The 21,702-nt window shown below is 71.1% G+C and carries 23 protein-coding genes; 11 read left to right on the forward strand and 12 right to left on the reverse strand.

All coding sequences use genetic code 11. The features are described from left to right. Positions 1 to 18 precede the first annotated feature (18 nt). The 4 genes from O7629_RS11950 to O7629_RS11965 are packed head-to-tail and all read right to left on the reverse strand — an operon-like array spanning position 19 to position 3,613. On the reverse strand, positions 19 to 1,104 hold the full coding sequence (locus O7629_RS11950) for an LLM class flavin-dependent oxidoreductase (RefSeq protein ID WP_278169204.1): 1,086 nt from the start codon (positions 1,102 to 1,104) through the stop codon (positions 19 to 21). Beyond that, on the reverse strand, positions 1,101 to 1,982 hold the full coding sequence (locus O7629_RS11955; RefSeq protein WP_278169207.1) for an SMP-30/gluconolactonase/LRE family protein: 882 nt from the start codon (positions 1,980 to 1,982) through the stop codon (positions 1,101 to 1,103). The genes O7629_RS11950 and O7629_RS11955 overlap by 4 nt, the downstream gene beginning before the upstream one ends. Then, complete coding sequence (locus tag O7629_RS11960) at positions 1,979 to 3,058, reverse strand: LLM class flavin-dependent oxidoreductase (RefSeq protein ID WP_278169208.1); 1,080 nt, start codon at positions 3,056 to 3,058, stop codon at positions 1,979 to 1,981. Before O7629_RS11960 ends, O7629_RS11955 begins: the two co-directional genes overlap by 4 nt. A 6-nt stretch (positions 3,059 to 3,064) precedes the next feature. Beyond that, positions 3,065 to 3,613 carry a flavin reductase family protein gene (locus O7629_RS11965; protein WP_278169209.1) on the reverse strand — a complete coding sequence of 183 codons (549 nt, stop codon included), beginning with the start codon at positions 3,611 to 3,613 and terminating at the stop codon, positions 3,065 to 3,067. Positions 3,614 to 3,801: 188 nt separating this feature from the next. Between O7629_RS11965 and O7629_RS11970 the strand changes: the two genes are divergently transcribed. From O7629_RS11970 to O7629_RS11995, 6 genes are all read left to right on the forward strand, one after another. Further along, positions 3,802 to 4,917 carry a thiamine pyrophosphate-dependent dehydrogenase E1 component subunit alpha gene (locus tag O7629_RS11970; RefSeq protein WP_278169210.1) on the forward strand — a complete coding sequence of 372 codons (1,116 nt, stop codon included), beginning with the start codon at positions 3,802 to 3,804 and terminating at the stop codon, positions 4,915 to 4,917. Further along, positions 4,914 to 5,936 carry a transketolase C-terminal domain-containing protein gene (locus O7629_RS11975; protein WP_278169212.1) on the forward strand — a complete coding sequence of 341 codons (1,023 nt, stop codon included), beginning with the start codon at positions 4,914 to 4,916 and terminating at the stop codon, positions 5,934 to 5,936. The genes O7629_RS11970 and O7629_RS11975 overlap by 4 nt, the downstream gene beginning before the upstream one ends. 2 nt (positions 5,937 to 5,938) lie before the next feature. After that, a complete protein-coding gene (locus tag O7629_RS11980) occupies positions 5,939 to 6,181 on the forward strand; it encodes a lipoyl domain-containing protein (RefSeq protein ID WP_278169213.1) in 243 nt (80 codons plus the stop codon). Beyond that, on the forward strand, positions 6,178 to 6,954 hold the full coding sequence (locus O7629_RS11985) for a 2-oxo acid dehydrogenase subunit E2 (protein WP_278169214.1): 777 nt from the start codon (positions 6,178 to 6,180) through the stop codon (positions 6,952 to 6,954). The genes O7629_RS11980 and O7629_RS11985 overlap by 4 nt, the downstream gene beginning before the upstream one ends. A 105-nt stretch (positions 6,955 to 7,059) precedes the next feature. Beyond that, positions 7,060 to 8,145: an S-(hydroxymethyl)mycothiol dehydrogenase gene (locus tag O7629_RS11990; RefSeq protein ID WP_278169216.1), complete on the forward strand. Its 1,086-nt coding sequence runs from the start codon at positions 7,060 to 7,062 to the stop codon at positions 8,143 to 8,145. Beyond that, positions 8,145 to 8,774: an MBL fold metallo-hydrolase gene (locus O7629_RS11995; protein WP_278169217.1), complete on the forward strand. Its 630-nt coding sequence runs from the start codon at positions 8,145 to 8,147 to the stop codon at positions 8,772 to 8,774. The genes O7629_RS11990 and O7629_RS11995 overlap by 1 nt, the downstream gene beginning before the upstream one ends. Positions 8,775 to 8,829: 55 nt before the next feature. Here O7629_RS11995 and O7629_RS12000 read toward each other — a convergent pair whose 3' ends face one another. The 6 genes from O7629_RS12000 to O7629_RS12025 form a co-directional block, all read right to left on the reverse strand. Continuing rightward, the gene (locus O7629_RS12000) at positions 8,830 to 9,873 is read right to left on the reverse strand and encodes an ABC transporter ATP-binding protein (protein WP_278169218.1); all 1,044 of its coding nucleotides are present in this window, start codon (positions 9,871 to 9,873) and stop codon (positions 8,830 to 8,832) included. Then, positions 9,866 to 10,909, reverse strand: coding sequence for an ABC transporter ATP-binding protein (locus O7629_RS12005; protein ID WP_278169219.1), 1,044 nt, complete (start codon positions 10,907 to 10,909; stop codon positions 9,866 to 9,868). Before O7629_RS12005 ends, O7629_RS12000 begins: the two co-directional genes overlap by 8 nt. Beyond that, positions 10,906 to 11,802, reverse strand: coding sequence for an ABC transporter permease (locus O7629_RS12010; protein ID WP_278169220.1), 897 nt, complete (start codon positions 11,800 to 11,802; stop codon positions 10,906 to 10,908). The genes O7629_RS12005 and O7629_RS12010 overlap by 4 nt, the downstream gene beginning before the upstream one ends. A gap of 52 nt (positions 11,803 to 11,854) precedes the next feature. After that, positions 11,855 to 12,793 (reverse strand): ABC transporter permease, encoded by a 939-nt coding sequence (locus tag O7629_RS12015; RefSeq protein ID WP_278169221.1) that lies wholly within the window; start codon positions 12,791 to 12,793, stop codon positions 11,855 to 11,857. Positions 12,794 to 12,862: 69 nt separating this feature from the next. Then, the gene (locus O7629_RS12020) at positions 12,863 to 14,410 is read right to left on the reverse strand and encodes an ABC transporter substrate-binding protein (protein WP_278169222.1); all 1,548 of its coding nucleotides are present in this window, start codon (positions 14,408 to 14,410) and stop codon (positions 12,863 to 12,865) included. Between the two features lie 254 nt (positions 14,411 to 14,664). After that, positions 14,665 to 15,246: a sigma-70 family RNA polymerase sigma factor gene (locus tag O7629_RS12025; RefSeq protein ID WP_278169223.1), complete on the reverse strand. Its 582-nt coding sequence runs from the start codon at positions 15,244 to 15,246 to the stop codon at positions 14,665 to 14,667. A gap of 126 nt (positions 15,247 to 15,372) precedes the next feature. On the opposite strand from O7629_RS12025, the gene O7629_RS12030 reads away from it, so the two are divergent. From O7629_RS12030 to O7629_RS12045, 4 genes are all read left to right on the forward strand, one after another. Next, positions 15,373 to 16,125, forward strand: a complete 753-nt coding sequence (locus O7629_RS12030; protein WP_278169224.1) for a zf-HC2 domain-containing protein — start codon at positions 15,373 to 15,375, stop codon at positions 16,123 to 16,125. Between the two features lie 149 nt (positions 16,126 to 16,274). Continuing rightward, positions 16,275 to 16,526, forward strand: a complete 252-nt coding sequence (locus tag O7629_RS12035; protein ID WP_278169225.1) for a helix-turn-helix domain-containing protein — start codon at positions 16,275 to 16,277, stop codon at positions 16,524 to 16,526. A 212-nt stretch (positions 16,527 to 16,738) separates the two neighbouring features. Continuing rightward, positions 16,739 to 17,323, forward strand: coding sequence for a TetR/AcrR family transcriptional regulator (locus O7629_RS12040; RefSeq protein WP_158632114.1), 585 nt, complete (start codon positions 16,739 to 16,741; stop codon positions 17,321 to 17,323). Between the two features lie 762 nt (positions 17,324 to 18,085). Then, positions 18,086 to 18,712 (forward strand): hypothetical protein, encoded by a 627-nt coding sequence (locus O7629_RS12045; protein WP_278169227.1) that lies wholly within the window; start codon positions 18,086 to 18,088, stop codon positions 18,710 to 18,712. On the opposite strand, the gene O7629_RS12050 is transcribed toward O7629_RS12045, so the two are convergent. Both O7629_RS12050 and O7629_RS12055 read right to left on the reverse strand, forming a co-directional pair. Continuing rightward, complete coding sequence (locus O7629_RS12050; RefSeq protein WP_278169228.1) at positions 18,703 to 19,056, reverse strand: hypothetical protein; 354 nt, start codon at positions 19,054 to 19,056, stop codon at positions 18,703 to 18,705. The genes O7629_RS12045 and O7629_RS12050 overlap by 10 nt on opposite strands. An 81-nt stretch (positions 19,057 to 19,137) precedes the next feature. Continuing rightward, on the reverse strand, positions 19,138 to 19,620 hold the full coding sequence (locus tag O7629_RS12055; protein ID WP_278169229.1) for a DUF1707 domain-containing protein: 483 nt from the start codon (positions 19,618 to 19,620) through the stop codon (positions 19,138 to 19,140). Positions 19,621 to 19,937: 317 nt separating this feature from the next. On the opposite strand from O7629_RS12055, the gene O7629_RS12060 reads away from it, so the two are divergent. Continuing rightward, entirely contained in the window at positions 19,938 to 21,686 is a 1,749-nt protein-coding gene (locus tag O7629_RS12060; protein ID WP_278169231.1) for a hypothetical protein, read from the forward strand. Positions 21,687 to 21,702: the final 16 nt, after the last annotated feature.

Here is a 21,702-nt window from a genome sequence, read left to right on the forward strand (position 1 = left end):
CAGCCACCCCCTCGGTGCCTAGGAGAACTCGGGCAGCACGTGCTTGCCCAGCAGCTCGATCGACTTCATGACCTTCTCGTGCGGGATGTTGTACGGCTGGACGAGGCAGAGCAGCAGATCGGTCCCCACCGCCTCGTACCGTTTGGCCATCTCGACGCACTGATCGGGGTTGCCGACGATCACCGCGTCGTTGTCGAGCAGGTAGTCGAAGGTCAGCGAGTCCAGGTCGATCCCGCCGAGCAGCTTCTTGGCGTACTCGTAGCTGCCCAGCTGCGCGCCGTCCTTCCAGTCGCCGAGCTCGGCGACGGACTTCAGCGACGTCTGCACGTACCAGCCGAAGCAGTCCCGGGCCGCCGCGTACGCCTCCTCGGTGGTCTGGGCGCAGTGCACCTGGGTGAAGGTGGCGATCTGCTCGTTGACGTACGCCCCGACCGGTTTGGCGCGCCGGATTCCGTCCCGGTACCGGTTGAACCGTTTGACCAGGGTCTCCGGTGCGGCGGCCACCGAGAACGACAACAGCCCCAGCCCTTTCTCGCCGATCAGCTCGTGGCTGTCGGCGCTGGACGAGGCACCCCACAGCGGCGGGTGCGGCCGCTGCATCGGCTTGGGCACCACCCCGCGCGGCGGCAGCTTGAAATGCTCACCGTCCCAGGAGAACTCCTCCTGGGTCCAGCAGCCCATGATGACCTCCAGCGCCTCCTCCCACATCGGCCGGGTGTCGGTCGGGTCGATGCCGAACCCTTCCAGCTCGGTACGGGTGCCGGAGCGGCCGGTGCCGAACTCCAGGCGGCCACCGGAGAGCACGTCGACGGTGGCGGCCGCCTCGGCGGCGCGCACCGGATGGTTGTACGGGAACGGCAGCAGCCGCACGCCGTGCCCGATCCGGATGTTCTTCGTCTTCGCGGCGATCGCGCCGTAGAGCACGCCCGGCGCCGACGAGAACGAGTATTCGTCGAGGAAGTGGTGTTCGACGGTCCAGACGCTGTGGAAGCCGAGCTTGTCGGCGAGCACGATCTGGTCGAGGACGTTCTGGAACGCCACGTAGGCGCTGCGGTCGTCCCACGGGCGGGGCACCGCGATCTCGTACATCAGGGCGAACTTCATCCGATGTCTCCCTCGTGCAACGGGTACGCCGCCACGCCCAGGTCGTACGCGACCAGTTCGCCGGTCATCGAGAAGGTGACGTACAGCTGACCGTCGCCGATGCAGCAGTTGGTGGGCTGGGCGCCGGGTGGGGTGTCGATGGTGTCGCGGACCGTGCCGTCCGGTCCGATGACCACGACGACGTGTCCGACGCTGCCGCACACGTACAGGTTGCCGTCGGCGTCGAAGCAGAAGCCGTCCGGGGAGCCGGTGGGCAGCTTGGCGAAGACCTGCGGGTCGCCGAGCCCGGTACCGGGCGGGTGGTCGAACACCAGGATCCGCCGGGTCAGCGACTGGGCCAGGTACAGCCGTCCGTCCGGGCCGAACGCGATGCCGTTGGGCATCGCGGGGACCTCGGCGACCTGCCGCACCGCGCCGTCGGCGGACACCGCGACGATCCGGCCAGGCTTGAGGTCGCGCAGGTTCTCCCAGTTGTGCGAGTCGGTGACGTACAGCTGGCCGTCGGGGCCGAAGCACAGGTCGTTGGGCCGGTGCGGGGCCGGACCGGGCAGGTCGGCGGCGACCGTGCTGACGGCGCCGTCGACGGCGACCTTCTGTACGCGGCCGTCGAACGGTTCGGGCGCGTGCCAGTATCCGCCGGTCCGGGTGGCGGACAGGCCGCCGTTGTTGGCGACGTACACCGCGCCGCTGGCACCCCGCGCGCTGCCGTTGGGGCCGCCGCCGAGGTCACCGAGGGTGGACCGGCTCCCATCGGCGTTGACCCGGGTCAGCCGCTGGCCCTGCATCTCGACCACGGCGACCGCGCCGTCGCCGAGGTGGCTGGGCCCCTCCGGGAAGTCGAGGCCGTCGGTGACCACCCGGGGTGTCCAGGAGGTCACGACGTCACCTGCGCCGGGTCGAGGGCCTTGAGCCGGGGCATCACCTCGGCGGCGAACAGCCGCAGGTTGTGCTCGGCGGTCTGCGGCGACATGCCGGCGAACGAGAAGACCCCGTTGAACCCGTCGTTGCCGACCTTGGACCGGATGTCGACGATCCGCTCGTAGCACTGCTCCGGGGTGCCCCAGATCTGCAGCTCGATGAAGTTGTCGACGACCCGGTCGGAGCCGTGTTTCTGGATGGACCGGGCCAGCTTCTGGTAGTACTCGTAGCCCATCGTGGTGTCGAAGTGCCGGCCGCCGAGTTCGTAGTGGTTGAGCACGTACTCGTAGTATCCGCCGATGTACTCCTGGGCCATGTCGCGGGCCTTGACCGGGTCCTCGTCGCAGCAGACCCAGCCGGTGACCAGCGGGGCCGGCGCGTCGACGCCCTTGAGTTCCTTGAAGGTGGCCCGGTAGGCGTCCAGGTCGTCGGCCACCTCCATCCAGTCCTTCTGCGGGTTGATCAGGATGCCGGCGCCGACGTCGGCCATGATCCGTACCGACTCCGGGGAGACGGCCGCGGCGTAGAGCCGGTCCCGGAAGCTGCGCGTCGGGCGGGGCCGCAGCTCACGCCGGGGAATGTTGTAGTACTTGCCCTCGTACTCCAGCACGCCGGTCTCGAGGGCCTGCATGATGATCTGCGCGGCCTCGACGAAGCGCTCCCGCGACTCGCCCATCGGCACCCGCATCCCGTCGAACTCGATGCGGCCCAGGCCACGTCCCATGCCGAAGACGAACCGGCCGTTGGAGATGATGTCGAGCACGGCGACCTGTTCGGCCACCCGCACCGGGTCGTGCCAGGGCAGGATCACCGCGCCGGAACCGAGCTGCACCCGTTCGGTGCGCCCGGCCAGGTAGGTGAGGAACTGCAGGACGTCGGGGCACATGGTGTACGACGTGAAGTGGTGCTCCACGCCCCAGATGGCGTCGAACCCGAGCGGCTCGGCGAGGTCGGCGAGCCGCAGCTCGTTGTGGTAGATCTCCTCGTCGGTCGCGTTCTCGTGACCTTCGAAGATGCAGGTCATCCCTACACGCATCGGGCTTCAGCCTCCAGTGGACGGATCGGGGGCGGCGTCGGGCGCCGCGAGCTGCTGGTACCGGCCGTGGCAGAAGACCAGCGGTCGGCCCTGGGCACGGACGTCGAGGTTGCGCACCCGGCCCAGTACGAACAGGTGGTCGCCGGCCGGGTGGCAGCGCTCGAAGACGCAGTCGAACCAGGCGAGCGCGCCGTCGATCACCGGGGATCCGGTCTCGGCCGCCGGCCGCCAGTCGACGCCGTCGAACTTGCGACCACCGGATCGGGCGAAGCCGCGGCACAACTGCTCATGCTCCTCACCGAGCACGTTGACGCAGAACGTCCCGACCGGGACCATCAGCGGCCAGGTGCTCGAGGTGCGGGCCGGCAGGAAGCCCACCAGGGGCGGGTCGAGCGACGCGGAGACGAACGAGCCGACGGTCAGGCCGACCGGCCCCTGCCGGGTCATCGCGGTGACCACCGTCACGCCGGTGGGCACGTGGCCCATCACGTGCCGGAAGCGCTCGGCGGTGAAGGGATTGATCCGGGCCGGGCGGATCGGGGTGTCGACCACCATCTACCTCGCCTCCAACATCCTCGGGGTTCCCGGTCGGGCGGACTCGATGACATGCACGTCACCGCTGATGTTGACGGAAGGCTAGCATCGCACCGGACCATGCGTCAACGGCAGTGCTGACAATCCAATTCGACCCCGGCGAGGCGTTCCGAACGGCGGCCAACTGTGTTAACACTAGTGTTTACGCGGTGCCCGGTCCGTACCCGACCTGCGGCGACGCCGCGGTCCGCGACCGCCGACCCAACCCAGAGGAGAGCGAGATGGAGCTGGCAACGCAGCGGGCACCCGACCCGACGGGCATCCACCCCGACCTGGCGGACATCGATGCCGACCTGGCGGTGGAGATGCTGCGCCGGATGCTGCGGGTGCGGCGGTTCGAGGAAGCCACCATCGACCTGTTCCACGCCGGCGAACTACCCGCCATGGTGCACCTGAGTATCGGCCAGGAAGCCGCGATCGTCGGCGCCTGCCTGGCCACCGGCATCGACGACTACATGACCGGCAACCACCGCTCGCACGGGCACCCGATCGCCAAGGGTGCCCGGCTGGACCGGCTGATGGCCGAACTGCTGGGCCGCGCCGACGGCGTCTGCAAAGGCAAGGGCGGCAGCATGCACCTGGCCGACTTCTCCGTCGGCAGCCTCGGCGAGTCCGGCATCGTCGGCTCCGCCATCCCGGTCGCCACCGGCGCCGGCCTCGCCGCCGACGTCCTCGGCGACGGGCGGATCTGCCTGTGCTTCTTCGGCGACGGCGCCGCCAACGAAGGCGTCTTCCACGAGTCGCTCAACCTGGCCGCCGTCTGGAAACTCCCGGTCGTCTACCTCTGTGAGAACAACGGGTACGCGGTCAGCGTGCGCGCCGACGACCTCACCTCGGTACCGGACATCGCCACCCGGGCGCTCGCGTACGGCATCCCCGGGGTGGTGGTCGACGGCCAGGACGTCACCGCCACCTACCGGGCGGTCGCCGCCGCCGTCGCCCGGGCCCGCGCCGGCGACGGACCCAGCATCGTGGAGACCAAGACCTACCGGTTCCACGAACACGCGTACGGGCTGAAGCTGCGCGAGGCGTACCGCGACGACGCCGAGGTCGGCACGTGGAGCGCCGACCGCGACCCGATCAGTTTGTTCACCGCCCGGCTGCTCGCCGACGGGCGGACCGACCCGGCCCGGATCGACGCGGTGCGCGCCGAGGTCGACGCCGAGATCACCGAAGCGGTCGAGTTCGCCCGGCGCAGCCCCTACCCGGAGCCGGCCGAGGCGTACCGGGACCTGTACCACGAGCCGGAAGGAGCGGGCGCGTGAGCGCGGGCACCGCGTCGGCACCGACCCGACGCCGCAATGCCGAACTGGGCTTCCTGCAGGCCATCCAGCAGGCCCAGCAGGAGGAGATGGCCCGCGACGAACGGGTCATCCTGATAGGCCAGGACCTGCGGGCCAACGTCTTCGGCGCGGCCGCCGGCTTCCTCGCCGAGTTCGGCCCGGCCCGGGTACGCGACCTGCCGCTGTCCGAGGCGGCCAGCGTCGGGATGGCCGCCGGCGCCGCGATGGCCGGCCTACGGCCGATCGTCGATCTGACCGTGGCCAGCTTCATGTTCGGCGCGATGGACCAGTTCATCAGCCAGGTGGCCAAGAGCCGCTACATGTTCGGCGGGCAGGCCCGGCTCCCGGTGGTGTACCGGCAGGCACTGTATTACCACGGCGGCACCGCCGCACACCACGCTGACCGCCCCTACCCGATGTTCATGAACGTGCCCGGTCTGAAGATCATCGTGCCGAGCAACGGACCGGACCTCAAAGGCCTGCTCAAGACGGCGATCCGGGACGACAACCCGGTGCTGTGCTTCGAGGACGCCAACCTGTGGGGCCGCCGCGGCCGGGGGCCGGCACCGGCCGACGACGAACATCTGGTCCCGTTCGGCGTCGCCGCGGTCCCCCGGGCCGGCACCGACGTGACCGTGATCGGCATCGGCGGCGGGGTGAAACTCGCTCTGGAGGCTGCCGACCAGCTCGCCGCCGACGGCATCTCCGTCGAGGTCGTCGACCCGCGCACCCTGGTTCCGATGGACTGGTCGACGATCGTCGCCTCGGTGGCCAGAACCGGCCGCGCCGTCGTCGTCGACCCGGCCAACCGCACCTGCAGCGCCGCCAGCGAGATCGCCGCCCACCTGGTCGAGGAGGCGTTCGACGTGCTGCGCGCACCGGTGCGGCGGGTCACCACCGACGACATCCACGTGCCGTTCAGCCCGGCGCTGGAGAAGCAGATCTACCCGTCGACAGACAAGATCGTCGCGGCGGTACGCCGCACGCTCGGAGAGAGGTGAACATGGAGACCGAGGTGCGTCTGCCGCAGTTCGGCATGGGCATGTCCGAGGCCGAGGTGATGCAGTGGTACGCCGCCGACGGCGACCGGGTCGAGGAGGGCACCGACCTGGTCGAGGTGGAGGCGGAGAAGGCCCGCGAGGTGCTCGCCGCACCGGCCAGCGGCACACTGCGGATCGCCGCCCAGCCCGGCGACGTCGTCGAGGTCCGTACCGTCCTCGGCGTCATCGTCGGCGACACGCCGTGACCAGCCCACCCGGCCGGACCGGCAGCGGGAGCGAAACCAACACCGCAGCCGGGACCGGGACGACGGTAGCCGCGCCCGCCGACCCCCGCGGGCCCGGCGAACTGGTCCGCCCGGACGGGCTGCGCCGCCGGATCGCCGCCCACATGGTCAGGTCCCTGGCGACCAGCCCGCACGCGGCGATGGCCGTCGAGGTCCGCTTCGACGCCGTCGAAGCCGACCGGGCCACCCGCGGCGACCGACCACCAGGGGTGCTCGCCTACCTGGCCCGGGCCACCGCGCAGGCGTTGACCGAGTTCCCGATGGCGAACGCCAGCTGGGAGGAGGCCGGAATCCGGGTCTTCGAGCAGGTCAACCTCGGCATCGCGGTCGACCTGCGACACGAAGGCCTGGTCGTGCCGGTCGTACACCGCGCCAACGAACTCGACCTGACCGCCCTGCACGACCGGATCACCGACGTCACCGCCCGCGCCCACCAGCGCCGGCTCGGCGTCACCGACATGACCGGCGGCACCTTCACCCTCTCCAGCCTGGGCCGGTCCGGCACCCTGTTCACCGTCCCCGTGATCAACCAGCCGCAGGCCGCCATCCTGTCCTTCGACAGCGTCGCCGACCGGCCGGTCGTCGTCCGCGACGGCGGCCGGCCCCGCCTGGACGTCGGCCGGGTCGCCGTGCTGACCGCCTCGTTCGACCACCGGGTCTTCGACGGCGCGTACTGCGCCGCCTTCCTCGGCCGGGTCCGGCACCTGGTCGAATCGACCGCCGACCAGCGGTAGTCGTCACCACCAGGGGATACGCCGGGCGGGACGGTTCCGCGCCGGCCCGCCCGGCGGTAGGTTCGGACCGAACCTGTGTGACGACGACGTTCCAGGAGGGTTCCGATGAGCCAACACGTCCGGGGTGTGATCTCCCGGAACACCGGTACGCCGGTCGAGGTCGCCACGATCGTCGTACCGGACCCCGGCCCGGGCGAGGCGGTGGTGCGGGTGCAGGCCTGCGGTGTCTGCCACACCGACCTGCACTACCGCGACGGCGGCATCAGCGACGACTACCCGTTCCTGCTCGGCCACGAGGCGGCCGGCATCGTCGAACAGGTCGGTGACGGGGTGACCGACGTCGCCCCCGGCGACTTCGTGGTGCTGAACTGGCGGGCCGTCTGCGGCACCTGCCGGGCCTGCGTCCGGGGCCGCCCTTGGTACTGCTTCGCCACCCACAACGCCACCCGGAAGATGACACTGACCGACGGCACCGTGCTCTCCCCCGCGCTGGGCATCGGCGCCTTCGCCGAGAAGACCCTGGTGCACGCCGGCCAGTGCACCAAGGTGGACCCGGCGGCCCGGCCGGCCGCCGTCGGCCTGCTCGGCTGCGGAGTGATGGCCGGGCTGGGCGCCGCGATCAACACCGGCGGCGTCGGCCGCGGCGACTCCGTCGCGGTCATCGGCTGCGGCGGCGTCGGCGACGGCGCGATCGCCGGGGCCGCCCTGGCCGGTGCGACGACCATCATCGCCGTCGACACCGACCCCCGGAAACTCGACTGGGCACGCGGCTTCGGCGCCACCCACACCGTCGACGCCCGGCAGACCGACGTGGTCGAACGGATCCAGGAGCTCACCGGCGGGTTCGGCGCCGACGTCGTCATCGACGCGGTCGGCCGCCCGGAAACCTGGAAACAGGCGTTCTACGCCCGGGACCTGGCCGGCACCATCGTCCTGGTCGGCGTACCGACCCCGCAGATGCGCGTCGAACTGCCGCTGCTGGACGTGTTCGGTCGCGGCGGCGCGCTCAAATCCAGCTGGTACGGCGACTGCCTGCCGTCGCGCGACTTCCCGATGCTGACCGAACTGTACCGGCAGGGCCGCCTCGACCTCGACGCCTTCGTCACCGAGGAGATCCCGCTCGACCAGGTCGAGCAGGCCTTCGACAAGATGCACCACGGCGACGTGCTCCGCTCGGTGGTGGTGTTCTGATGACCACCCGGATCGACCACACCGTCACGTCCGGGACGTTCTCCCTGGACGGGCAGACCTTCGATGTCGACAACAACGTCTGGGTGGTCGGCGACGACACCGAATGCGTGGTAATCGACGCCCCGCACGACGTCGAGGCGATCCGCGCCGTCGTCGGCGCGCGTACCGTCCGGGCGATCGTCGCCACCCACGCCCACGACGACCACGTACGGGTCGCGGCGCGCCTGGCCGACGAGACCGGCGCACCGGTGCTGCTGCATCCGGCCGACCGGGTGCTCTGGGACCAGGTCCACCCGCACCGGCCCCCGGACGCCGCGCTGGCCGACGAGCAGCAGCTCACCGTCGGCGGCACCACGCTGCGGGTCCTGCACACCCCCGGGCACAGCCCTGGTGCCTGCTGCCTGTCCGCGCCCGAGCTGGGCGTGGTGTTCACCGGCGACACGCTGTTCGCCGGCGGCCCGGGAGCCACCGGCCGCTCCTACAGCGACTTCGGCACGATCGTCGCGTCCATCCGCGACCGGCTGTTCACCCTGCCGGACGACACGATCGTGCACACCGGACACGGCGACAGCACCACGATCGGCACCGAACGGCCGCACCTCGACGAGTGGATCGCCCGCGGCCACTGACCGGCGCTTCGCGACCGGTCCGGTCCGCCGGCTCCGTCGGCGGACCGGTGCCGCCTCACCCGGCCGCCGTCGCGGGTCCGACGCCGGCCGCCAGCGACGCCGGCAGCGGCCGGCCGCCGAGCGCCGGACCGTCGGTCTGCAGGTGACACGAGACGTGACCGCCGTCGTCCACCGGCACCGCCGCCGGCATCTCGACCCGGCAGCGGTCCAGCACCAGCGGGCAGCGGGTATGGAACGGGCAGCCGGACGGCGGGGCGACCGGGCTGGGCAGCTCACCTACCGGCGACGCGGCCCGCACGCCGCGCTGGCGGCGCCGGGCCGCGCCCGGCACGGCGGCGAGCAACGCCCGGGTGTACGGGTGGGCCGGTGCGGCGAACACCCGGGCGGTCGGCCCGGTCTCCACCACCCGACCCAGGTACATGACCGCCACCCGGGCCGCGACATGCCGCACGGCGAGCAGGTTGTGGCTGATGAACAGCAGGGCCACCCCCCGTTCCCGCTGCAACGTCCGCAACAGCATGAGGATCTGGTTCTGAGTCGACACGTCCAGCGCGCTGGTCGCCTCGTCGGCGACGATCAGCCGGGGGTCGAGGATCATCGCCCGGGCCAGCGCGAGCCGCTGCCGCTGCCCGCCGGAGAACTCGTGCGGGTAGCGGTACAGGTGCCGCTCGTCCAACCCGACCTGACGCAGCGCCGCAGCCACCCGGGCGGCTCGCTCGGCGTGCCCGTCGCCGGTGTGCACCCGCAGTGGTTCGGCGAGGCTGTCCAGCACACTCATCGACGGATCGAGCGACGAGTACGGGTCCTGGAAGACCATCTGGAACCGGGGCCGCAGCGGGCGCAGCTGACGGCTGGACATCGCCCCGATGTCGCGGCCCTCGAACAGCACCTGACCCCGGGTGGGGCGGATCAGCCGGACTGCGGTACGGCCGAGGGTGGACTTGCCGCAGCCGGACTCGCCGACCAGTCCCACCGTCTCGCCCGGCGCCACGGTCAGGTCCACGCCGCGTACCGCCTGCACCGGCGCGGCCCGGCGGCCGAGCAGCGACCGGCCCGGGAACGTGACGTGCAGGTCGGAAAGGCGCAGCAGGTCACTCATCGGTCATCGCCTCCGGGTCGAGCAGGCAACGGCTCGCGTGGCCGTCGGCCGCGCGGCGCAGCACGATCGGTCCGCTGCGACAGGCGTCGTGGGCGTACCGGCAACGCGGCTGGAACAGGCAGCCGGACGGCAGTTCGTCCGGGCCGGGCGGGGCACCGGGGATCCAGGTCAGTTCGCCGTCGACGGCGGCGTCCGGCGCGGCGGCCAGCAATGCCCGGCTGTACGGATGGCGGGGACCGGCGAGGAAGGTGTCGATGCCGCACTCCTCGACGACCTGGCCGGCGTACATCACCACCACCCGATCGCACACCTCGGCGACCACCCCGAGGTCGTGGGTGACCAGCAGGACGGCCAGCCCGAACCGGTCGCGCATCTCATGCAGCAGATCCAGGATCTGCGCCTGTACGGTGACGTCCAGGGCCGTCGTCGGTTCGTCGGCGACCAGCAGTTTCGGCTCGCAGGCCAGCGCGATGGCGATCAGGACCCGCTGCAGCATCCCGCCGGAGAACTCGTGCGGATAAGCCCGGGCCCGGGACCGGGCGTCCGGCACGCCGACCAGGTCGAGCAGTTCGACCGCCCGGTCGGCGGCCGCCCGGCGGGACAGCCCCCGGTGCCGGCGCACCGACTCGGCGATCTGCTCGCCGATGGTGAACGCCGGGTGCAGGCTGGACATCGGCTCCTGGAAGATCATGGAGATCTGGTCGCCGCGGACGTCCTCCCAGCCCCGCCGGGACAACCGGAACAGGTCGGTCCCGTCGAGCCGGACCGTGCCGCCACCGACCCGCAGGTCCCGGGGCGGCAGCAGACCCATCAACGCCAGCGCGGTGGTGCTCTTGCCGCAGCCCGACTCCCCGACCAGCCCCACCGTCTCACCTGCGGCCACCTCGAACGACACCTGGTGAACGAGGTCGGTCCAGCCGCCGGCGGCGCTACCCACCGCGACGGTGAGGTCGATGACCTGCAGTACCGCGTCGGTGCCCGGCGCCGGTTGAGCGGTGCTCCTGGCAGATTCGGTGCTCTTGGCGGGTGTGGTCAACGCCGGCTCCTGGATTCGCGGCCAAGCGAGTCACCGACGCCGTCGGCGAGCACGTTCGTGGCCAGCACGGTCAAGGTGATCACCGCGCCGGGGGCGACCGCCAGCCACCAGGCGGTGTCGATGTACGGCAGCGCCCGGCCGAGCAGCGCGCCCCAGCTCGCGTCCGGCGGCTGGACACCGAGCCCGAGGAAGCTCAGACCGGCCTCAGCGAGCATGGCGAACCCGCTGGCCACCGCCACCTGCACGACGACCGGGCCGGTGATGTTCGGCAGCACGTGCCAGCGGACCAGCCGGCCCAGCGGGGTGCCGATGACCCGGGAGGCGTCGATGTACGTCTCGTGGTAGACCTGCAGGACACTGGTGCGGGTCAGCCGGGCGAACCGCGGCACGAACACCACACCGACGGCGATCATCGCCTGGCTGAGCCCCGGGCCGAGCACGCCGATCACGCCGATCGCCAGCAGCAGCGGCGGGAAGGCCATCACCCCGTCGACGATCCGCATCAGCAGCCCACCGGGCAACGCCGGCAGCAGCACCGCGAGCAGCCCGATCGGCACTCCGAAGCCGACCCCGACCGCGAGGGACTGCAGCACGGCCAGCAGCGACGGCCGGGCGCCGACGATGAGCCGGCTCAGCAGGTCCCGGCCCAGATCGTCGGTGCCGAGCAGGTGCCCGCCGGTGGGTGGCTGCAGCACCGCGCCAAGATTCTGCGCCAGTGGGTCGTGCGGCGTCAGCCGGCCACCGAACACCGCGAGCAGCGCCACGACGAGCAGGTATCCGGCGGCCAGCAGGGCACCCGGGTGCCCGGCGAACCGGCGCAGGAACCGCCAGCGCTGGCGGCGCTGCAACGGTGTCGACGAGGTGTCCACGGCCGGCGTCGCGGTGGCGGTCACGGTCGCCTCCCTTGCTGTTGGTCCGAAGGATGTGGGTCGGGGCGGGTGCGGATCACCGGGTCTTCGGGGCGAGCCATGCCTGGGCGACGTCGGCGAGCAGGTTGGCCAGCACGATTGCGACGGTGCTGACCACCACGATGCCCTGCACGACGGTGAGGTCGTTGCCGATCACCGAGCTGACCGCGAGCGCCCCCACCCCAGGGATGGTGAACGTCTGCTCGATGATCACGGCGGCGCCGAGCAGCAGCGCCACCTGGGTGGCGAGTACGGTCACCACGGGCGCGGCGGCGTGTTTGAGGGCGTGCTTGCCGAGCACCGCCCGGTAGCGCAGCCCTTTGGCGGTGGCGGTACGGACGAAGTCGCGGTGCAGGGTGTCGAGCATCGACCGGCGCAGTTGCCGGGCCACCTCCGCGCCGGCCGAGGCGCCCAACGCGATTGCGGGCAGCGTGATGTGGCGCAGCCAGCCCGCCGGATCCTCGCTGATCGGCGTGTAGCCGATGGTCGGGAACCAGCCCAGCCGGATCGAGAAGGCCAGCATCAGCAGCAGGCCGAGCCAGTAGCCGGGAAAAGCGATGCCGACGGTGGCGATGGCCCGGACCAGCTTGTCCGGCCAGCGGTTCGGGTGCAGGGCAGCGAGGATGCCGGCCGGTACGCCGAACAGAACCGCGACGACCAGCGCGGCAAGGGTCAACGCCAGGGTCACCGGCATCCGCTCCAGGATCAGCTGGGTCACCGAGTCGTTGTTGAAGATCGAGTTGCCGAGATCGCCCCGGACCGCGTCGGTGAGCCACCGCCAGTACCGCACCGGCCAGGGCTCGTCGAGGTTGAGCCGGTCCCGGGTGAGAGCGATCTGTTCGGGAGTGGCGTTCTCCCCGGCGATCCGGACCGCTGGGTCGCCGGGGACGAAGATCGCGATGCCGTGCACCACGAGCGTGACGAACAGCAGCAGCGGCACCATGGTCAACAGGCGCCGGCCGACGAGTCCGATCATGTCCTCACCATGTCTGGTCCGGGTCGTGCCGGGTGGGCGGCCGCGGCCGCCCACCCGGCACGACGACGATCAGTCGGCGACGCCGACGCCGGGGAACTCCAGCTTGCCGGAGAGCCAGTTCTCCAGGCCCACCACCTTGTCGCTGTACGCGACGTTGCTGTACGGGAAGTAGAGGACGACGTCGAGGGCGTCGGTGGTGATCTGGGCCGACAGTTGCCGGGCCAGTTCCTGCCGCTGCGTCTCGTCGGTGGTGGCCAGCAGGTCCTGGTAGAGGGCCGTCACCGCCGGCGTGGTCACCTTGCCGGGATTGGCGAAGCCGTTCTCGGCGAAGACCAGTCCGACCGTCTGTGACGGATCCGGCCGGCCGGTCCAGTTGATCGCTCCGGCGTCACCCTGGCCTTCGACGTAGAACGAGTTGGCGAAGTTGACCGTCTGGGTGATCTCGACGTTGAGACCCACCTCCGCCAGCTGCGCCTGCAACGCCTCGGTCAGCTGGGTGTACGCGGGGGCGTTCTGGTTGATGAACTCCAGGGTGTGGCCCTCGGGTACGCCGGCCTCGTCGAGCAGCTGCCGGGCCCGCTGCGGGTCGTAGGGGTACAGGTCGGCGACGGACTCGTCGTGGGCGAAGTATCCGCTCGGGAACGGCTGGACCGCCGGTTCGCCGAGGTCGAACAGCAGCCCGCTGACCAGGTCGTCACGGTTGATCGCGTGGTTGATCGCCTGCCGTACCCGCACGTCGTCGAGGTACTCGCGGGACAGGTTGAGCTGCAGGTGGTAGAACTGCAGCACCGGGGCGGAGTCCACCACCAGACCGGCCGACTCGGCAGCGGCGACGTTCGCCGCGTCCAGGATGGTGGCGTCGATCGAGTCGGTCCGCAGCGCGTTGAGCCGCTGCTGGGAGTCGGTGATGCTGGTGAACTCCATCCGGGCGGCGGCGGCCGCGTCCGGGTCCCAGTAGTCGGGGTTGCGCTCGTATGTCGCGCTGGAGCTCGGCTGGTACTCGGTGACCCGGTACATCCCGGTGCCGACCGGGTTACGGGCCAGGTCGGCGTCGAACGCCGCCGGGCTGGCGATGGCTCCGGCACGGTCGGTCAGGATGTAGGGCAGGGCACTGTTGACGGCGTTGAGTTTGAGGTCGACGTGTGTGTCGTCGACGATCTCGACCGAGTCGATGACGGCGAGTTCGCTGGCGACGGCCGACCCCTCCACCGTCTTCGCCCGGTCGATGTTGGCTTGCACGGCGGCGGCGTCGAACGCGGTGCCGTCGTGGAAGCTGACGTTCTCCCGCAGGGTCAGCGACAGGGTACGGCCGTCATCGGAAAAGGACCATTCGGTCGCCAGGCCGGGGACGAGCTCGGCCGACGAGTTGAGGTGGATGAGCCGGTCATATACGGGAAAGAGCCAGACGTTGTTGCCGGCTCCGGGTGATTTGTGTGGGTCAAGGGTGTCGATTGGCAGGGTGTCTGCGAAGCGGAAGGTGGCGTCGCGGTTGGCAGTGCCATCCGATGGACTACTGTCCGTGTCCGTGTCACCGCCTGACGAGCAGGCGGCAGTCAGGATCACCGCAACGCCAATCACCGCCGCGTGACGCCACAACCTGGTGTGGGCCTTCTGCATGCTGGCCTCCGTCGACGTCTTCGTTGGTGTTGACGAAGCCTTGCACTTCACGTTTGTTAACGCAAGAGGTCGACGCTGAAACAAGCCCGCGACGAACGGCCGGGCCAGCAGGACCCGGACACGCAGGGGTAGCCGGCATCGGCCGGCGGGAGGTCGAACGCGCCGGGTTCAGCCCGGCGGGTGCCGCGAGACCATCAGGACTGGCGGACGAACGCCGCCGCCGACTCGGTCCCGCAGGACAGGGGCACGAGGGATCAGCTGATCGCTCGTAGCTGCCGGCCGGACTGCCGCCCCGACTCCGTCATCGCGGCGACCAGGTCCTCGCGGGCCCGAGCGACCCGGGACCGGATCGTCCCGACCGGGCAGTCGCAGACCTCGGCGGCCTCGGCGTAGCTCAACCCGAGCACCTGGGTCGCCACGAACGCCTCCCGGCGCTCGGCGGCCAGGCCGGCCAGCAGCTGACGCAGCGCCACAGCTTCCTCGAAGCGCGGGCCGGCGACCGCGGCCTCGGCCACCGCCTGCCAGTCGGCCAGGTCGGCGACCCGGGGCCGCACCACGACGGCGCGGATATGGTCGACGGCGACCCGCCGGGCGATGGACAGCAGCCAGGTACGCGCGCTTGAGCGCCCAGCGAAGCGCGGCAACGACCGCATCGCCCGTAGGAACGTCTCCTGGGCGAGGTCCTCCGCCTCGGTGGTGTCCACCAGATGGGTGAGGAACCTCTGCACCTGACCTTGGGTGGCCCGGACGAACGACGTGGCGGCCGCCCGGTCACCGTCGCGGGCCGCGAGGGCCCAACGGGTGATCTGGGCGTCGTCCGGTGCGGCGTGCGGCATGGCTGAAAGGGTATCCGGGAAGCCTCCCCCGCCATAGTCCACCCGCCTGGTGGCGCCTGCCCGGCCGGGCGCCACCCCGGTGGGAACCGTCCCGGCCGGCGGGCCGACTATTGACATGTGGGGTGCGTGGACTTTCGTGAGCTGCTGTCGGCCGAACTCGACGGGGAGACCGACGCCGCCGAGTCGGCTGCGGCGCGGGACCATCTGACCGGCTGCGCCGGGTGCCGGGCCTGGTACGCCGACGCCGACATGGTCACCAACCTCGCCCGGCGTACCGGCCCGGAACCGGTCGGCACCGTCGACGAGTCGGTGCTCGACGCACTCGCGCCACCCCGACGGCTGACCGCGGCCCGGGTCGCCCTGCTGCTGCGGTACGCCCTCGGCGTGCTCGGAATCGCGCAGTTCCTGCTCGGCGCCGCCCAGATCGGCGGCGTCGCCGACGGCCATCTGCATGTGCCCGATCCGGTCGGTGGAACCGCCCCCAACCACCTGTGGCACGAGTCCGCGGCCTGGAACGTCGCACTCGGCGCCGGCTTCGTGTGGATCGCCGTCCGGCGCACCCGGCCGGCCGGGATGCTGCCGACCCTGACCGCGTTCGTCGCGGTGCTGGCGCTGCTGTCGGTCAACGACGTGATCACCGGGCGGGTCGACTATCCGCGGCTGCTCAGCCACGGCCTGGTCGTCGCCGGATATCTGCTCATCCTGGCGCTGCGCCGACGCGGTGGCGACCCGGACACGGCACCGGGGGACGCTGGCCGCACCCGGTCACGCTGGCGCGTCGAACTCGACGACGAGCCACCGGCGACCAACCCGACACGGTTGCGGGTCGTCCGGGGCGGCGCGGCCAGCATCCGCCACCGCCGGGACCGGGCGGCCTGATCCGTCGGCCCGGGTGCCGTTGATCTGACACCCCGGCCGGTCAACCTCCGCTCCCGCTGGCGGGACATGGTGACGACGGACCAGCCTCCGGCTTCGTCCGGGAGACATCCGCAACGACACCACCGTCCAGAACCGGCCAGGGAGCAGTCATGCCGGCCACCCCGCCCGCCGAGCGTCCGACGAACGCCCAGATCGTCAGCCGGTACCTCGCCGGAGCGCCGATCCGGCGCATCGCCGCCGAGCTCGGCGTGTCGTACAGCTACGTGCACCGGCGACTGCACTTCTCGGGCGTGCCCATCCGCGGTCGCGGCGGACGCCGCCCGGATCCGACCGTCCATGCTGACCGTACACCTGAGTCTCAGGACAGCGTCGCAAGCGCCGATCAGGACACACTGGACTAGGTCGCGACGCATACGGTTAATCGTCTTGCCTGGGTCCTAGACTGACGGACGTACCTCCTCCGCCCCTCAAGATGACCACCCGGTCACCGATCACATTGGTCAGAGAGCCACCATGGTTGACTGCCGAATCCGGCTGGATCCGCCAGGCCGGCTCGTCGCGGAAGGTGCCAAGCAAGTGTCCGCTTCACCGCTACACGACCAGGGAGACAATGGTGACTTCCCGCAGCCGACGAGAGCACATACTCCACCGGGCTGGCGCGCTGTTCGCCAGCCGAGGCGTCGCCGGCACGACCGTCCGCGAGATCGCCGACGACGTGGGCATCCTGTCCGGTAGCCTCTACCACCACTTCGAATCCAAAGAGGCGATGGTCGACGAGATCATCTCCAGCTACCTCGCCGACCTACGCGCCCGCTACCAGCAGATCCTCGACGGGCCGGACGGGCCGGACGACCAGCTGCGGCAACTCATCCGGGCCTCGCTCGAGTGCGCCGCCAGCCACCCGCACGCCACCGAGATCTACCAGAACGACGCGAACTACCTGCGTGGCCTGCCCCGGTTCGGCTATCTCAAGGGCGTGGCCAAGGAGGTGGAGAGCGTCTGGCTCACCGTCATCGACGCCGGACGCCGGGACGGCACCCTGCGCTCCGACATCGACCCAAAAACCTTCTACCGGCTCACCCGCGATGCGGTTTGGCTCACCGTGCGATGGTTCAGGCCGGGCGGCAAGTACTCGCTGAACCGGCTCATCACCGACTGCACCACCCTCTTCCTGGACGGCATCGCCGCACGCCGCTGATCAGCGGCGCTACGGCCGGCCCGGCGATGCACCGCGGTCTACTGGGTGGTTGAGCAACGCTCCCGCCCAGCCGCTGCACCTCAGCCGCCGGTCGGCCGATCCAGCTCTGACGTTCCACTGCGGACACTTTCCTTGGTGAGTAGCTGATGGACGTTCGTGTCCGATGGGGATGGCCGCCCACACAGCCCCTAGAACATCCTAGGAGGCTGGTTTACACGCCCGTGCCCGCCGATGCCGTACGCGCCCGCCCCCTCGACGCCGCGCGACCAGCGAACTCCGCCTGACCGGCGTCAGGCACCCACGAAACGTCACGGAGAGTCGCCAGACCACTTCATCGGGGGCGGTACCGGTCGCACGATCAACCATCGGCCGGTACATCGGCGCACGCCACCGGCGAGGTCACAGCGGTTCGGAGAAACGCGACAGTGCATGAGCCTCGAAAGCGCGTTCACACCGAGTCCTGTCGATCAGGTCCTCGGCAACGCGGCAGGAGCCTCACGATATCCGGTGGAGCGCCCGACATCTTCCCTGATCGTCGGGAAGACGACGCGACTCGGCATCCCCCACCTCCTGGTCCGCAATATCCGAATAGGCACCAGGCATCGACCCCTGCCGCGCCCGGTCACCGGGGAAGTATCGTCGGCCGAGCAACGTCACGACCTGTCCCGGCGATCAGAGGCAGTTCCCAATAATGCGGTACGAGTTCCGGTGAGCGGCACGGGCCGCAGCTCGCGCCTGCCACCAGCCGGTGCGGCGGGTACCGTGACGGCGTACCGACGAGGTGATCCGATCTGGATCCACCGTACCGGGGCCTGGCGGCCCGGAGTGGTGCTCAACTTGTCCGACACCGCGGTCACCGTCCGGTACCGGGTCACCGGCGCGGAGGGCACCGGCGTGGACACCGTGGTGCTCGGCCGCCCCGAACTGGCACCCCGCGCCGACCGGCGGCCACCACCCGAACCCGTGCGTGCCGCCCGAGCGGCGAGGCCCGCGACCGTGCCGGGCCCACCGAACGGACGCGCCACGACACCGACCTGCCGTCCGGAACGCGATCCGCCCCGGCGTCCCCAGCGCCAACCGGCGGCACGCGTCCGGCCTCAGCCGGCCGGTCGACCCGCCCCACCAGCCAGCGGGCCCATGGTCGATCGACGGGTCTCCGACGGCGTGGTCGAGCTGCGGGTCCTGGTCCGATCGCCGGGTGGCCGGTCTGCCGAACTACCGCTGCGCTGTGCCGTGGACCGGCGTACCGGCACGGTCGCGCTGCGGCTACCCGACGGCCGCACCGGACAGTTCGACCTCACCTTGGCGCGGGCGGCCAGCATGATCCTGCATGAAGCGGTACTGGCCTGCCTCGACCCACAGGAACTGCGTCTCTGGGTTCAACGGTGACCACGAGCGGCATCCGCGCCGCTGTGCTGGTCCGCGGCGATGACCAGCTGCGCCCGACCCGGTTCCGCCGAGGTCACCGTCACGGTCAACGGACCGACCCCCGCCGTCTGCCCGACCGGGATGTAATAGGGCTGTCCGGCGTAGACCACGGTCACCGATCCGGCGACGAGATCCCGGAATTCCATCTGGTGATCGAGAATCTCCACGCTTGCAGTTTCGGTTGTCTTGACGGCGACCGTACAACTGTTGTTTCGGCATTTCGCGCTGGTCGCGCTGCAGGCAGTCAGACACAGCAGCAGAACAAGGAGGACCCCGACATGTCGGGCCGTTCGTGACGGGCGCATGCCATCGACGATCACATCTGTCCGCGACGACCGGACCCAGCCGGCCCATAGATGGCACTTTACCGGGAGACGGCCGGGCGATCAGCCGACGACGAGCAGCAGGAGGACACTCAGCACGGACCCGACCACGCCGACCGAGCCGATCACGATCGCTGCCAGCGCCCTGCCCCGCTGGTCTGGAACCCGTCGACCCGGACCCGCCAGAGCGATCGCTGCGACAGCCGGTACCGCGCCAGCGCCGTAGCAGGCGGCGAACGGCAACGACGCGACGGCCATGATCAACGCAGCAGAGGTACGCCGGGCTCGGGCCCGGTCGGCGACGGACGAACCGACGACCGGCGTACCAGGGTCCCAGTCGAACCGCCGCGGCAGATCGGCCAGTTGCGCGACGAGCTCCCTTGACGTTGTCGCCGCGGTCGCCTCGACCAGCCGCCGCTCGTACTCGGTGAGGTCCAGATAGCCCTCACCGAGCGCCCGGGCGAGCAGCTCGACGACGTGGTTGCGCTGCGCGTCACCGACCCGCTCATCACCGGCCCGCTTGCTGACCCCGTCGCCGCCTTCCACAGTGTTTCCGAGGCTACCCCATCTGACGGTCTCCGCAGGTCACGCTGGACCAGCGGGCCGGAATCCCCCATCATGGCTACGTTCGGTACACGATCCGGTACGGATGAGCTGGCTACCGGTAAGCGGGCCAGTGCTCCGGTCTTCAGGACTCCGGTGGAAAATGGCCAAACCCGCTGGAACCCATCCGTTGGCATGATCATCGGGTTGATCGGGTGGAAAGGGTTCAGTGTGTTGCTGCAGTCGTGGCACCCCTCCGGGGATGTAGCAGACCGGATTCCTCTTCCTTCAAGAAGAGGACGTCAAGGGGGTCCGTCGGTATGACGCCCAGGTGTGGCCGGACGTGGCCGCTGCTGTTGGTCGCGGTCGCACTCGCCGCGCTCGGCGCGGCCACCGGCGGGATGCTGGCCCTGGCGTACCGTCCCATCGGGCTGGCGTACCTGGACGTGCTGACCCGTTGCCCGCCCTCGGCCAGCGATCAGACGATGTGCCTGACCGAGGTGACCTGGGCCGTCGGCGCCCTGATGGCCTCCGGTGCGGCGATCGCGCTCGGCAGTGGTCTGGCCGGGACGCTGGTCACGACGGTGCGCGCCCAACGCTGGATCGCCCGGTTACCCCCGGCCCATCCGACGGCCGAGGCGCGTTTCGAGGAACTCTGCCGGCAGCACAGCTTGGTCGGTTCCCACCGGCCCCGGTTGCGGATCGGCGGCCATCGGACGGACAGCATCGCCGGTCCCGGCCAGCGGGCGGCGGTCGTGCTGCCGGCGGCGGCGGTCCGACAGCCGTTGGTTCCGGTGGTGTTCGACCCGCTCGTCCGCGCCGAACTGGACCGGATCGCCTCCGGCCAGAGCGCTCGCCGCAGCGTGCTGCGCGGCTGGCCGTGGCTACTGGCCTCGGTGAGCGCCGCACTGGCCGCAGCGGCCGCGTTCACCGGACCAGGGCCCGGCCCGCTTGCCGGGTCGACGACCCGCGTGCTGCTGCTGGCCGCCGCCGTCGCCGTCCTGACTGTCGGATTACGTCGCGGCCCGGGCGGAACGCGCGGCGCCCGGGCAGTGGCGTGGTGCGCCGTGCCAGCCGCCGGGGTGGTCGCCGGTGCGGGGGGCCAGGCCGGGGCGTCCGTCCTGTGGCACCTGGCACCCGCCGCGGGAGATCGGCTGGTCGCCGGCGCCGCACTGGCACCCGCTCTGCTGGTCCTGGCCGGCCTGCTGCCGGCGCTGACCGCTGGACGGCCCGGCGCGGCCGGATCGCGGGGCACAGCTGCCGTCCCGGCGATGTTGGCCGGAGTAGTCGCCGGTCTGCTGGCCTTCCCGGTGGGCACCGCGGCCGCGCCGAATCTCGCCGCGCCGCTGCTGGTCCAGCCGTCGCCCGCCGTCCCGGACAGCGGTTCCGACCCGCGCGGCGGATCCGATCTGGACCGCGCCCGCCGTGCCCGTCCGGATGGCCCGAGGACCGCCGGTCCCGTCCCGATCGACACGACCGCGGCGGACCGGGCCGCCCGAGCCGTCGAGCCCGTGCTCGGCCCGGCGTGGCGGGCGGATCCGCTCCCGGCACCACCACCGGCCGGGAGCCGACCGGCCGGCTGTCAGCCATCGATCGTCAACGACTATCTGCGCCGGGCGGCCGCCGGACGTACCGGGCGGGGCGTGGCGCGTTACGCGACGCTTGCCGCACCGGGCGGCGGTGGGCTCGGCCGGACCACCCTGCAGATCGACGTCGTGTCGTACCGGCCGGACGCGATGTCCTCGACGCGGCCGGTGGAGATGGTCTTCGCCGCGGTCGAACGGGCCGGCGCGGCCTGTCGGGAGTTCACCGACGGACGATCCGGGCTACGGGTCCAGTCGCTGCCCCGCGCGGCGCCGGCCGTCGGCGACCGCGCCTGGCGGATGGATCTGGTACGGACGCTGGGCCGCGGTGCCGGACGGGTCACCGCGACGACCGCACTGGCTGTCATACAGGTCGACACCACGCTGGTCGTGGTGTCGATGACCGCGTCGCTGGCCGTCGTCGACGGGGAGCTGTTCGAGCAGGCCATGCGGCGGACGGTGGCCGCGCTGGCGGCCGAGCGGTGAGCCGGGTCCAGCCTGT

The organism is Solwaraspora sp. WMMD792, assembly GCF_029626105.1.
Lineage (GTDB): Bacteria > Actinomycetota > Actinomycetes > Mycobacteriales > Micromonosporaceae > Micromonospora_E.

Excerpts from the sequence above, each read along its gene's own strand:
- O7629_RS11950 (WP_278169204.1), bottom strand. The coding sequence starts at position 1,104 with ATGAAGTTCGCCCTGATGTACGAGATCGCGGTGCCCCGCCCGTGGGAC.
- O7629_RS12000 (WP_278169218.1), bottom strand. The coding sequence starts at position 9,873 with ATGAGTGACCTGCTGCGCCTTTCCGACCTGCACGTCACGTTCCCGGGC.
- O7629_RS11980 (WP_278169213.1), top strand. The coding sequence starts at position 5,939 with ATGGAGACCGAGGTGCGTCTGCCGCAGTTCGGCATGGGCATGTCCGAG.
- O7629_RS11995 (WP_278169217.1), top strand. The coding sequence starts at position 8,145 with ATGACCACCCGGATCGACCACACCGTCACGTCCGGGACGTTCTCCCTG.
- O7629_RS12015 (WP_278169221.1), bottom strand. The coding sequence starts at position 12,793 with ATGATCGGACTCGTCGGCCGGCGCCTGTTGACCATGGTGCCGCTGCTG.
- O7629_RS12035 (WP_278169225.1), top strand. The coding sequence starts at position 16,275 with ATGCCGGCCACCCCGCCCGCCGAGCGTCCGACGAACGCCCAGATCGTC.
- O7629_RS11960 (WP_278169208.1), bottom strand. The coding sequence starts at position 3,058 with ATGCGTGTAGGGATGACCTGCATCTTCGAAGGTCACGAGAACGCGACC.
- O7629_RS12020 (WP_278169222.1), bottom strand. The coding sequence starts at position 14,410 with ATGCAGAAGGCCCACACCAGGTTGTGGCGTCACGCGGCGGTGATTGGC.
- O7629_RS12025 (WP_278169223.1), bottom strand. The coding sequence starts at position 15,246 with ATGCCGCACGCCGCACCGGACGACGCCCAGATCACCCGTTGGGCCCTC.
- O7629_RS12050 (WP_278169228.1), bottom strand. The coding sequence starts at position 19,056 with ATGCGCCCGTCACGAACGGCCCGACATGTCGGGGTCCTCCTTGTTCTG.
- O7629_RS11965 (WP_278169209.1), bottom strand. The coding sequence starts at position 3,613 with ATGGTGGTCGACACCCCGATCCGCCCGGCCCGGATCAATCCCTTCACC.
- O7629_RS11990 (WP_278169216.1), top strand. The coding sequence starts at position 7,060 with ATGAGCCAACACGTCCGGGGTGTGATCTCCCGGAACACCGGTACGCCG.
- O7629_RS12060 (WP_278169231.1), top strand. The coding sequence starts at position 19,938 with ATGACGCCCAGGTGTGGCCGGACGTGGCCGCTGCTGTTGGTCGCGGTC.